Source organism: bacterium, from assembly GCA_021371935.1.
Taxonomy (GTDB): Bacteria; Armatimonadota; UBA5829; order UBA5829; family UBA5829; genus UBA5829.
This window is the reverse complement of record JAJFVF010000002.1, coordinates 217,775-230,281: the sequence shown is the minus strand read 5'-3', so window position 1 is coordinate 230,281 and position 12,507 is coordinate 217,775. Positions and strand designations below refer to the sequence as shown.

General features: G+C 48.8%; 11 protein-coding genes and 1 riboswitch. Of the genes, 9 read left to right on the top strand and 2 right to left on the bottom strand.

What is annotated here, in order from left to right:
* Nucleotides 1–29 precede the first annotated feature (29 nt).
* Nucleotides 30–1,262, bottom strand: a complete 1,233-nt coding sequence (locus LLG46_01095) for a hypothetical protein (protein ID MCE5321892.1) — start codon at nucleotides 1,260–1,262, stop codon at nucleotides 30–32.
* 577 nt (nucleotides 1,263–1,839) lie between these two features.
* Between LLG46_01095 and raiA the strand changes: the two genes are divergently transcribed.
* The 6 genes from raiA (at nucleotide 1,840) to LLG46_01065 (ending at nucleotide 6,520) form a co-directional block, all read left to right on the top strand.
* A complete protein-coding gene (gene raiA / locus LLG46_01090; protein ID MCE5321891.1) occupies nucleotides 1,840–2,403 on the top strand; it encodes a ribosome-associated translation inhibitor RaiA in 564 nt (187 codons plus the stop codon).
* Nucleotides 2,404–2,693: 290 nt separating this feature from the next.
* Nucleotides 2,694–3,641: a ketose-bisphosphate aldolase gene (locus LLG46_01085; protein ID MCE5321890.1), complete on the top strand. Its 948-nt coding sequence runs from the start codon at nucleotides 2,694–2,696 to the stop codon at nucleotides 3,639–3,641.
* Nucleotides 3,642–3,735: 94 nt separating this feature from the next.
* A complete protein-coding gene (pfkB, locus tag LLG46_01080; protein ID MCE5321889.1) occupies nucleotides 3,736–4,686 on the top strand; it encodes a 1-phosphofructokinase in 951 nt (316 codons plus the stop codon).
* Nucleotides 4,687–4,778: 92 nt separating this feature from the next.
* Complete coding sequence (locus LLG46_01075) at nucleotides 4,779–5,099, top strand: hypothetical protein (GenBank protein MCE5321888.1); 321 nt, start codon at nucleotides 4,779–4,781, stop codon at nucleotides 5,097–5,099.
* Between the two features lie 224 nt (nucleotides 5,100–5,323).
* Nucleotides 5,324–5,536: a hypothetical protein gene (locus LLG46_01070; GenBank protein ID MCE5321887.1), complete on the top strand. Its 213-nt coding sequence runs from the start codon at nucleotides 5,324–5,326 to the stop codon at nucleotides 5,534–5,536.
* Nucleotides 5,537–5,557: 21 nt separating this feature from the next.
* Nucleotides 5,558–6,520, top strand: a complete 963-nt coding sequence (locus LLG46_01065) for a sugar-binding protein (GenBank protein ID MCE5321886.1) — start codon at nucleotides 5,558–5,560, stop codon at nucleotides 6,518–6,520.
* Between the two features lie 68 nt (nucleotides 6,521–6,588).
* On the opposite strand, the gene LLG46_01060 is transcribed toward LLG46_01065, so the two are convergent.
* Nucleotides 6,589–10,656: a hypothetical protein gene (locus LLG46_01060; GenBank protein ID MCE5321885.1), complete on the bottom strand. Its 4,068-nt coding sequence runs from the start codon at nucleotides 10,654–10,656 to the stop codon at nucleotides 6,589–6,591.
* A 518-nt stretch (nucleotides 10,657–11,174) separates the two neighbouring features.
* Nucleotides 11,175–11,266: riboswitch (cyclic di-GMP riboswitch) on the top strand.
* A 70-nt stretch (nucleotides 11,267–11,336) separates the two neighbouring features.
* Between LLG46_01060 and flgM the strand changes: the two genes are divergently transcribed.
* The 3 genes from flgM (at nucleotide 11,337) to LLG46_01045 (ending at nucleotide 12,487) form a co-directional block, all read left to right on the top strand.
* Nucleotides 11,337–11,639, top strand: coding sequence for a flagellar biosynthesis anti-sigma factor FlgM (gene flgM, locus LLG46_01055; GenBank protein ID MCE5321884.1), 303 nt, complete (start codon nucleotides 11,337–11,339; stop codon nucleotides 11,637–11,639).
* A 200-nt stretch (nucleotides 11,640–11,839) separates the two neighbouring features.
* Entirely contained in the window at nucleotides 11,840–12,022 is a 183-nt protein-coding gene (rpsU, locus tag LLG46_01050; GenBank protein ID MCE5321883.1) for a 30S ribosomal protein S21, read from the top strand.
* 18 nt (nucleotides 12,023–12,040) lie between these two features.
* On the top strand, nucleotides 12,041–12,487 hold the full coding sequence (locus LLG46_01045; protein ID MCE5321882.1) for a GatB/YqeY domain-containing protein: 447 nt from the start codon (nucleotides 12,041–12,043) through the stop codon (nucleotides 12,485–12,487).
* Nucleotides 12,488–12,507 lie beyond the last annotated feature (20 nt).

The following is a 12,507-nucleotide window of genomic DNA, read 5'->3' as shown; positions in this document are numbered from 1 at the left end:
GGCTGATAAAGCCCCCCTTTTTTATAGCACTATGGATTAACTATTCTAATAGTCCCATCTGTTGTTTTTGTCTCACCATTGCATTCGACCACCACTTTTACCGGCACATCACCGATCGCTCCGAGCGGTGGTTTTGCCTTGAATGAAACCCCAGCATCACTACGAGCCGCTGCTCTAAAATCTCTCGTGTCAATGTCTCTCCACATTTCCCATCCGGTTGGGAAAACGATTTTTGCGACGCCTGATATTCCCTCACGGCGGTTGTTGTGTATTTTTACTCCAACAGTCACATCCTTTACGTCAGCACGCACATCCTTATTGGGAAGCTTTAAGTCGATATCAAACGGTTCGACAACATCAAAACTTACGAGAGCACTCCCCAGCCTTCCATTGCCGGATTTAACTTCAGCTCCCAATGCCCAGCTTCCAACGCTCATTCCCGACAATAGCTTAGTCCTATACTCATTCGCTATATGTTTGCCTGGCGGCAAATTATCAACACGAACCATCTCACTGCTAAGATATTTCCCAGACCTACCCTCACCAGCAATAATGAAGCTCTTCACATCAACCGTCTCATTGCCATTATTAGTTAAATGGAATTTAGCCACGATATCGTCACCGCGCGCAATTACGCTATCCCGCAAGTCAAAACCCAATTGCAATGGTTTAAGAGATGCTATTTTCTTAGACACTAATGTGCATTCTTTCGTGTCACCAAGCTCATTATTTGGGACCCAGCCTGTTTCGTCCGAACCAGCGTTCACAGCCAGCTGTAAACCTATATTGTTGCCCACATTCGGCCTAAAGCCATTAAGGAGCTTGACCGGAACCCTCATCTCTATGATATACGAGCCACTGGACTGGCTGCATTTCGCTTCAACCATTGAGGCATCTTGAGAAGAAACCGGCACTGCTATGGGCAATTTAGTATTTCGAGATTCATACCTACTGACTGCAACATTCATGCTTTCGTCAGAGCTACGTATAGTCCTAAACTCGAAATTGTCTTCGCCATGGAACCAGCCATCGTTGTAACAATCAACCACAACCAAAAAGTCCAAAGGTCTGCTCGATTTTACCGCCGCATATAAGTAATTTGAGTCCCAGTCAGCAAATGTGGTGGCATTCCAACCCTGCACAGAAAAGGTATAATAAGCATCCCATTCACCGTCATCTACAACTCCATCGATTGTTGGCGTTCGCCTGAAGATTTGTGTATCGGGATCAATTGCAGGAATATCATATTTAAACTCCGTCACATTTGCACCCTCCGCAGGCGCTGCGCTCATTGCCTCGTCAGCAAAAATCTGACCAATCGCTAAGCCAAACAGGACCATAATAGTCAGAGCCGTAATCTTGTTTCGCATTAATCTCCTCCTTTGAAAATGCGGGCATTTTCGTTCCCTTCGTGGCGAACACACAGCGCTGCGAAACAGTCGCGAGAGCGTTCATGCCGCAATTCTTAAAGCCATCCAGTATTTGTAGTGATTATAGAACAGGTTAATTATGCAGTCAACGAATACTATACATCTGGAAATAAAACGACAACTGAGAATCTGCAAAATTCCTCCTCCCGTGCTACACATTATCATTGTCTTGGTTGTGATTTTTTTATGATGTTTGCTACCGTCAGCCTTTCCACACACATTGTGTTTGTTTATGCACACTCGACTCGCTATATAACTTTAAGAGTCTATAGCAAATTTTTGGTTAGATCACACGATAACATGCCAAATATTAGATGTGAGCAACGCACCGTGTTCGTTGACAGTCATATAGAAATTATGATAGACTTTCGAGACTGGAAAAGGGTGCACGAAAGGAGCATTACACCTAATGCTGATACAGATTAAGGGCAAAAACTTCGAGGTAACTGATGCCCTTAAAGCATATGTCGAAAAAAAACTTCCAAAGCTCGAGAAATATTTTCATGACCTGAAGGGTGCTGTCATCATAATGAGTGTACAGCGCGGCCTGCATGTAGTTGAGGTCCAACTTGAAGGCGACGGTATTCTTCTCAGGGGTGAAGAGCGCCGTGGCACCGACATGTATGGTTCAATTGACCAAGTCATCGAAAAACTGGAATCCCGTGTCAAGAAGTATAAAGGCAAGCTCTACGATAAGACCATCTCCGAAGGCCCAAAGGAAAAGGAGACTATTCGTGAGGCAATTAGGTCTGAGGCTCTGGGTACGGAGGGCTATGAAGGTGAAACCGAAGAGCTGCCAATGGTGGTTCGCACAAAAAAATTCGCGATGAAGCCTATGACCCCGGAAGAAGCAGCTCAACAAATGGAATTGCTCCATCATGACTTCTTTGTCTTCAGGAATGCACAGACTGAAGATGTCAACGTAGTCTATAAGAGAAATGATGGAAACTACGGCCTTATAGAGCCGCTCTAAACAATTGACGCATGTAAATTGTACGTATCGGTCTGAATTTCGTATATTCAGAACACGTATCTCTGATGCAAGTTCAAGGCCGTGATTTACTTAGCTCGTATTATGCGCTTTGCGCATAATACGAGTCTCCGAGAGCATTATTCACATTTCTCGTGAATAATGCGTGTTAGGGCTTTTATCTATGAGAATATAAACACGCAAGCCATCCTGGTACGGCCTGGACGGCGGTTTTTGGTGTACGGAAGGTCAGGCGGGGACCATTCCCGTCATTAAAATAAGGGGAAAAGAAAATGATAGTTACTACCAAGCAACTCTTCGAGCAAGCCTACGGTAAGTACGCACTCGGCGCTTATAATATCAACAACGCCGAACAGACAATGGGCCTTTTCAAAGGCAACATGGACAGCAATGCGCCATTCATTATCCAGATATCCAAAGGCGCACGCTCATACACCAACAAGCTTATGCTCGAAGGTATGATCCGAGCCGCCGATCAGATATTTCCTGATGCAGTCTTTGCGGTCCATCTCGATCATGGCGACGAAGCAACTTGCTATGACTGCATTGAAAGCGGTTTCTATTCGTCAGTTATGATCGATGCCAGCCACGAATCATTCGAGGAAAATATAGCCGCCACCAAAAGAGTGGTCGACAAGGCCCATGCAAAGGGCATCAGTGTTGAAGCTGAACTTGGTCAGCTCGGTGGAGTTGAAGAAGATATCAGCGTAGACGAAGACAAAGCTCATCTTACTGATCCCAAGCAGGCAGCAGAGTTCATTGAGCGTTCCGGCTGTGACAGCCTTGCATGTGCAATCGGCACAAGCCACGGCGCATTCAAGTTCACCGGCGGCCAGGGTCTGCACTTTGAGGTCGTAGAGGCTATTCAGAAGTTGGTCCCAGGCTTCCCGCTTGTTTTGCATGGCTCCTCATCGGTCCCACAGGACGAGGTCGAGAGAATCAATGCTGCCGGCGGAGCCCTGAAGGGCGCGAAGGGCGTTGATCCTACACAGTATTTCCCAGCAGCAAAGCTCGGCGTGTGCAAAATCAACATTGATACTGACGGACGACTTGTCTGGACAAGAGTCTATCGAGAATTCTTCCGCGATAAGCCCGAAGTCTTCGATTTCAGACCAATCGGCAAGGTCTTTATGGAAGAATATGCCAAGTTCATCGCCAGCCGCAATGAACTGCTCGGCTCAGCTGGCCATCTCGAGGAAGTCCGGGCAGCACTAAAATAAAAACCGTATATCAAAGTGGGGAGCGGCAGTCTGAGGTGGCTGTGCTCTCCACTCCAAGCACTCGACGCGCATTTCCACAAGGGGCGGCACTTATATGATATCGACCGTTACGCTCAATCCGGCACTTGATAAAACCATTTACATATCTAAACTCATTCCAAATGACACCAACCGCGTCATCAGCATCGAGGTAGACGCAGGCGGCAAGGGAATAAATTGCAGCAGAATGCTCAATCGTCTCGGGGTTGAAAACCTGGCAGTGACGTATTTGGGCGGCGATACAGGCAATTTCATCCGTATGGTTCTCGAGAAAGCGGGCATCGATGTTGATGTTGTGCCGACCGCGCGACCCACTCGAACATGCATAGCCGTCGAAGAGTCCTCAAATGTTCCCCCAACCACATTCAATGAACGCGGCGGTCCGATCGAACACAGCGAACTGGTGGACATGATCGAAAAAGTAAAGGATATCTCACGAAAGAGCAAGTATGTCGTCTTCGGTGGAAGCGTTCCCACAGGAATAAACCAGGACGTATACAAGGTGTTGATCGAGATTGCTCAGGCTGGTGGAGCAAAAACCGTGCTGGATGCCGATGGTGAAGCATTGTCCGAAGGACTCAAGGCCAAGCCTTTTATGATCAAGCCGAACCGTGACGAAGCCGAGCGAATACTGGGCGTCAAGTTTGAGAGTATTGCAGACGCGGCTCGCGGCGCTCTTTCATTAGCTGAACGGGATATCGAGCTTGTGGTCATTTCATTGGGCAAACAGGGAGCTATTGCCTGCTATGAAAATGTAATCTATTACGCGGTTCCTCCTGAAATAAAAGTCCTCAGCACTATTGGTTCGGGGGATTCGCTGATCTCTGGAATGCTGTGGGCTTTGGAAAACGGCCAGAGTGTCCAAGATGCACTTAAAGCAGGCTGTGCAGCAGGTGCTGCAACCGCAATGAGCAGCGGCACCGATATAGGCAGTAAGGAAGATATTGATAACCTTATTGGAGAGGTTAAGGTAACAGTCGTCCAGCCTGCACCTCGTGACCAGTAAAACCACGAAATATTGCCTCCGCTACCCATTGACATATAGCGTTCTTGCGGCTAAATTGATTATGGGTGGGAAAGAACCAGGAGTGCGAACACGTGAAACTGGGTGAATTCAGAAAAATCGTGCTCTCGGAGTTTGGTGAAAACCTTGCGCACGCCACACCAGCCAATGTCCGAGAGTTTATGGACCGCATGGAGAGCGACCTGCTGCCCGACAGATTTTCCAATCGCATTGTGCTCAATGAGCCGTGCAACTCATACGAAGAGGTCATTCGCGACTTCTTTGCCCAGATATTGGAAATGCCTTCGGACGAAGCAATCGTCTCACTCTGGACACTGTCTCTGTACCTCGCTTTTTCAGCGATAGAGTCCCAATATGCCGATCGCTTTGCAACTCTTTTCCAAGACTCAGACTAGCCCGGATTATGCGGGAAGCGCATAACCCATGGCTCTGATAGCATTATTCGCACTCCTCGTGAATAATGCGCGCTAGATCCCAATCTTACCGCAATTAATTCTGGAAGGAATAGCCCGCCTTCGCGCCGAATCGAATGCATATGAATACTGTCGTATTAATAGTTGCAATTGTGGTTGGTGCAGGGATATAAGTTGCTATTATTGAAGAACTCCGCGAATGGTGGTTGAAAAATCGCGAACTCAAGCTAAAAGAAAAGCAACTAAGCGTAGATGAAAAGCTGCGTACAGACGATCTTAATGCGCGAATTATACACATGGACGATCTTGAAATTTCAGCAGCCGAGATAAATAGTCTCGTGGAAGAGGTGCGCCAGCTCAGGCAGGCAGTATCTCAGTTAAGACAAGAGGTTGATCAGTCTAGAAAACTAAATTTATAGATCGGGGAAGGGGATAATGTATTGAAAAGGATATTTGTAGTAATCATATTGTTATCGATCCTAATAGTCGCATTTGCCTCATGCGGACCAAAGAATGGAGCCGAAAACGTAACTGTTGCGTTTGTCACAAACAATGTCTCCGACTTCTGGAAAATTGCTCAGGCAGGTGCCCAGCAGGGCTCCACAGACTTCGAGTGCAAATGTCTGGTCCAGATGCCCGTGCAGGGAACCGCTGGTGAACAAAAGAGAATACTCGAAGACTTGATCGTAAAGGGCGTCTCGGGCATCGCAATTTCTCCGGTGAACCCTGAAAAGGTCGATATGCTCGATAAGGCTGCTGGTCAAGTGAACTTGATTTGTATGGACTCCGATGCACCTAAGAGCAAGAGGCTCTGCTACGTCGGCACCAGCAACTATGACGCCGGCAAAGTCGCAGGGACACAGCTTATGAAAGCGCTGCCAAACGGCGGGAAGGTAATGGTCTACGTGGGCACGATGGACGCCCAGAATGCGGCAGACCGTTATAAGGGTATAGTCGATGCTCTTAAGGAAGGCAAAAGTAAAATCAAAATCCTTTCCATTATGACCGATAATGCCGACCACGCCAAGGCTCGCAGAAATGTCGAAGACACGCTGGTCAAATACAGCGATATTGCAGGTCTTGTCGGTCTCTGGAGCTATAATGGCCCGGCTATATATAAAGCCGTAGAAAGCGCAGGTAAATCCGGCAAGGTCAAAATTGTCTGCTTCGATGAGGACCCTGCCACTCTTGAAGGCGTCAAGAAAGGCACAATATTTGCAACGGTAGTCCAGCAGCCATATAAGTTCGGCTATGAATCGGTACGCATTCTTGCTGCTCTTGCTCGGGGAGACAAGAATGTCATACCAAAGAATAAAATCGTCGATACGGGGGTTCAGGTCGTCGACAAGAGCAGCGTCGCCAAGTTTTCCGCGGACCTGAACAAAATCCTCGGCAAGAAATAACAATCCACCTGACTCGCTTATGAGAAAGCCTCCGGCAAAGATTACCGGAGGCTTTTTCCATATATCGTCTATTGGATTATTACCATGTCGTCTTGCGTCGGCAGAACCAGAGCCCTGAACAGACTCTCGTTGTTGTAATATGTCGAGCTGATTGCATTCATTACGACATATCCGCCCAATGCAGGCTTTGTCAGTGTGCCGCTGATTACTCTGACACCTATATTGCCTGAATCATCCTCACAGTTGCTGCCGTCATTTATATAAAAATAGTCAGAACCGACGTAAGTCACTTCACCGGCCACCCTTACAAGCATACCAACATTATTGAGCCCGACTGCTGACATAAAGACTCTTGAAGTTACGTGGCTGACAGTATCTGTAATCTTTCGATACTCCATTACTGCCTGCTGGCCGCCGAACACGCTGCCTCCCAAATCGGTATTCTTCATTACAAACGGTGCCAGTGTCGATGAAACACCTGCAACCTCAAACGACTCGGCATTGATACATCGTTCACCATCAACAGTGCCGACGGTGCCGGTTACAGTCAATAGGTCGGATATTGTTGGTGAAACCGATGAGACTATGCGTATTCCGCCAAGCCGATTTGCGTCTTCGACATATATATATGAACCGTTGCTGCATGTCACCACTGCATCCGATATCTCAACAAGCTCGCCATCGCCCAGAGACTTAGCTTTGATAATCTTTATTTTGTTCACAATCGTAAATGTTGAGTCTGATGCATCAGTGACACTCCCGCCAACCAGGCTTGCCCTGACCATATAATTATGACTGCCGGGCAGCCCGGTCGTATCCCATGTAAAAGAACCTGCCGAATATGCCAATGAGTCCGCGCCTGAAATCGGACGCCAGACACTGTCCAGACCTGTGGTATACTCCAGTTTTATCTTATCCGCTGCCTGCCATGTGCCCGAAGTCTGGAATTTGATCGTCACTCGCTCACCGGCTGTGTATTTTTCTCCTCCATTCGGCGAGGTGACGGCAATTGCTTTGGTGACAGTCGCGCTCGGGCCCATACATGCTTCACGAATCATTGAATAATGGTCAGCCTCAACGGGAATGAACGGTCCGAGAGCGACTATGCGTCCATGGCCAGGAACATCTCTATATACAGCATAAGCGTAAACAGAATTAGCCTGCCGCACGGATAACACTTTTGCGTCAGACGGCAGCTTGCCCGCTATCAACTGGACATGATAACCTCTGGACTGGATCACTTCTCCGACGGTATATCCCGATGTGATCGGGTCGGCAAGAGATATGAGCTGGTCGTCCACGCCCGCATTATAGTCCCAATATGTGCCGTAGCCGTTCGACCCGGCGCAGTCAGGCCATAGCAAACCCGTATACGCGCCGTAGCAGACTGATGTGTCCATCAGCACAATTGTCTTGCCGGTCGTAAACCAGTTGGATACGCTGGCCATATCGGCTGCAAGAGGACCGTTGTCTGGCAGGACCAGAGTGTCCTGACCTGCGAGGTCGGCCGCAGTTAAACTGGTCACAACTGTCACTTGGAACCGCTGGCTCGCATCAGTATTCAAAATTGAAACCAGGCTGGTATATGCATTGTTATTGCTGCCATAGAAGTAGGACGGCGCGGTTGCGCAGTCGAGGACTGCCACGTTCTTCTTTGAGGAGATGGCAAATGAGTAGTAGCCCGCCGTATTCGGGCTGCGGCTTGTGTTTTTGGATAGTGACGTATCCACTGCGATGATGTAATAACTTATCGTATCGCCCGCAGTTGTGCCGCCGGGTATCTGAGCTTCATAGACGCCCGAGCCCTGAGCCGTCATAACCAGTGCCGTGTCAGACCCACTGTTCTTATGATAATAGAGCGTGATGCTGCCTACGCCGGTATTGTCAGTCACAGTGGCGCTGACTGTGTATGGCCCAGTAGTGTCACCGGTGTTGCTCAGTGGCGTGTGGTCGATATCAGGAGCCTCATTGTCTGCGCGCACATCAAAACTGTAGAGTTCGGTGGGAGCAAGTGAAGGGCTCAACGCCTGCTGGCCGGTCGTATCGACAGCCTCGATATAATAGTAGACAGTCGTGCCGTCCGGCTGGGCTGGGATACTGGCTGTATAGCTGATTGCTCCGGTCTTGGTCATCACAATTGAGCTGAACGCAGTGCCGCCGGTGGTATTCCATTTGACCACGGGCATGCCGCTCACAAGTGTATTGCGCGCTTCTATATCAGCCTGGACAGTGTAATAGCCGGTGGTGACATCTGTATCGGTCAATTGAGTATGTGAAATGGTGGGACCGGTGGCGCATACGACCGACGGGTCTCCATAAAGATTGAACACGCAGTGGTTCATCCATATGCCGTTGGGCACATCAACCATCATCGCGTAGTGTGCATCTCCACATGCGAGACCGTTTGTAATGAGCTGCTTGGCATAATTGTATGTCATCGACGCATTGGAGTCGGTTGCTGTGTAGGTCGCCTCGCCCGGATAATACCAGGAAACCCTGGTCGCACAGTCTGTTGCGACAGCGCCGTTTTTGAGGAGCGCATATCCCAGGTTACTCGATGACTCCGGGTAGCCATTGAGACATGAGCACTGAAACACGATCGACGGATGATTGTTATCCAGATACGGAGCCTGTGTCGTGGTCATTATATAAGCAGCCGTCGTCGCATTGCCATGCGTCCACCAGAAATGGAACCCCGCATACTGCTTCCATGCAGATAGCACATTATCATAGCTGCAGGGTGTATAGTCGGGCGCAGGGCTCAGATTGTATGTATCATCATATACTCTGGTAGCCTCAAGATCACTAGGTTCGGCTATATCATCTTTTATTGCCTCCCCCAGATAATAGCCCGGCGTGCTGGAGTCTGAAGGTTTCATGCTCAGAAGCACGTTGCGTACCCAAGTCCCGCCGTAAGTGCCCGATTCATAGTCGATTATTTTTTGAAGTATTGAATCGAGTTCGGAGATGGTGCCATAGTATGGAATGCGGCCCACGATGATCTCGGGATAAATATCAATGCCGCCTGTGCCGAAGTCCTGGCCATCCTCACCGTAATATCCGTCACCGTCGAGGTCCCAGTTCCCCGTGAGGTCGGCATAGAAGTAATCGGACGGCGCTTCTTGGTATGTGCTGGAGTTGTGCCTTGGCCATAGCATCTTCATCGGCACTGCGCCAGTGCTTGGATTGGGATCTCCGATCAAAAGGACGTAGTGAATGCCTTTGGATAGATAATTGGCCTTCAGGTATGCTCTTATGTTATTTGCGGCCGTGTCTCCAGTGCCGCCGCCCCATGCACTCTGAGTGACCACTGCAACGCTGTAGCCGCGGTTGGTCTTGTGGTTTACGAATGCCTGCAGCTTGGAACTGGCCGAGACGACGTCCGTGGTAGTGAGGATTACATAATCAGTGATCGCCTGAGGCTCAGAGTCGTCGGTTGCGCCAAGCAGGTGCACATCTTTGGATGATGAAGTTGCATACCATTCACTGGCCTGGTCATAGTTGACCGCAAGAGCCGCCAGACTCTTTTCCGCCGTGGTATCCACCGGATATGCAGGCGCGGCGGAATAAGCCGAGACTGACGCAGTCAGATGGTAAGATATTTGTATCATGCCGTCGGTAATTTGTTCCAGGCGTTTGGTGGACGGGTTATAGGTGAAAGGATAGTATTTAATCCGCACAAGCCGCCACTGACGCATATTGCCGACACTTGACAGTTCAACATTTGATGCCGGATACCGGCAGTCTAGGCCATAAACCAGAGTGTTCCGGCCATTTTCTATCACCTTGCCTGTTCCCCAATCGGTGACGATCTTACCGTCGACACTCGTCATAACAGGCGGCGACGGTGCGACATCATATTCGCCATCGACCCGTGTCGATGTTACTACACTCAATAAGACAACAACCGACGAAGGATCGGCGCTAAGCGGGAGCAGCACATGCATTTCCTTACATGGAAGTGCGGGATTACCGGGGGAAGCAGAGACTGCATATTCGGGGATCGATATCCGGGTGCCGGAGAGAGTTTGTTGAAATGAGGCTGTGCATTCCGGCAGCGGCACCGATATCGTGTCCGCCCATACGGGCGACACACATGCCGCGAATGCGAACAGCGTAACCACCAGCTTGTACAACTGACCTTTATCCTCCTTTATCTTGGAAAACGGCCGTCCATGGTGCTTTATTGTTGTGCCGTATAGTGATAGAATATAGTCGAGCTGTCAATTAGTCAACATTATCTATATGCCCGGCAGTCTACTCAGCGTGATTGGCAGGCATTTACTGCGGATATTTTGACAGCAGGCGAGCATATTGTGGCTGTGTTTAGGTATACCGAGGAGCCTATAATGCATTTTTGACGAACAATTCGTGTTTGTGTCGCATTAGGACAACTCCCATTTGGCATCCCGAAACTTATGATGCTGCCAATGCCTCATCTATAAAAGAACAATTCGAGAATTCTTTTCCTGCTGCAGACAGGCATAAATATTGCAATAATCAAAAGGTGGATAAGCACAACACCAACTTTCTTTGTGGTAGGACTTGCCGTGCAGGTTCAATCTGTTTGGGAGCAAAAAATATTTTAATTTTTTTGAGATTGGGGCTAAAGATCCTGATGCAGGAGTCCAATAATCAATATTGAAGATAATATAGGCGATAAGGGCAAACTCTTCGAAAGAAGGGGACGCAAAGCCTTCGGGACTACATTCCGCGCATGTGGAACAAGTCGGCCGGGCTGCCGTTTCCAAGCTTCGGGTTTGCCTTTTTGTGTGTCTGACTAAGGTGATCTCCGAAGCAGTAGGGGGATCACAAAATGAAAATCTCTCAAGTAGAATCAGGCAAAGCAGCACTAAAAACCACTGCGCCGCAATCTCGCATATTGCCTAAGGACAGGCCAAGGGGACTGGTATCCACAAGAGCACAGGATGCAAAGAATCTGTCTCCTTTGGAGCAGGGGATGGCCGTGGCCGAAGCGGCTATGGCGGATGTCCCCGATATCCGGGAGGATATCGTCAACAAGCTGAAAGACCAGATTGCAAAGGGCGAGTATAAAATCGACGGCAAAGAAGTCGCTGAGATGATGATCAGACGTCTGGAAGCCGATAGAATAAGATAAGGCTCGCCTTGACACAAAATAGAACCAAAGGGTATAATCTCTACAGACTAAGATTTTATGAACGGCTAACAGTAAGTGGGTTTAGCAGATTTGGCTATGTAGCTAGCAATAATAGCAGCGTTGCCAAACCTTTCCCGCCGCTGAAAAACGCAGTGACGCGCAATTCCAGCCGAACGCTGTCGATGGAGGAGGGATTATGGTTGGCACAGGTTCAGGTAAAACCCAATGAAAGCCTGGATAGCGCTCTGAAGCGGTTCAAGAAAGTGCTTCAGCAGACTGGTGTTCTCAAAGAAGCCAGAGAGCATGAGCACTATGAAAAACCAAGCGATAAGCGCCGCAAGGCGGAAGCCGCAAGGCGTCGCAAATTGAGCCGAAAGAGCTAAGATTCAGGATTCTGGACTATGTCGCTAATTGATACGCTTCAACAGAATATGAAGCAGGCTCTAAAGAGTAAGGATGAATTGACACTGTCAACCATCCGGCTTATTCTATCATCGGTGAGCTATGCCCGGATCGCAAAGGGCAGCCAGCTCACCGATGATGAGGTTATCGGCGTAATTGTCAAAGAAGCAAAACAGCGCCGTGAGACAATAGAGTCGGCAATAAGCGGTGGGCGTAAAGATATTGCGGACCGTGAAAAAGCTGAACTCGACATTCTGCAAACTTACCTTCCCCAACAGCTTGACCAGACTGAAATCGAAACAATCGTCAGACAGATTGTTGCAGAGGTCGGCGCGACCGACATCAAGGACCGAGGCAAGGTTATGGGTCCATTGATGCAAAAAGTCAAAGGCCGAGCCGACGGAAAGCTCGTCAGCCAAATCGTCGAAAATGTGCTGCGAGGGTAAAATCCCTTTATTATGAAACC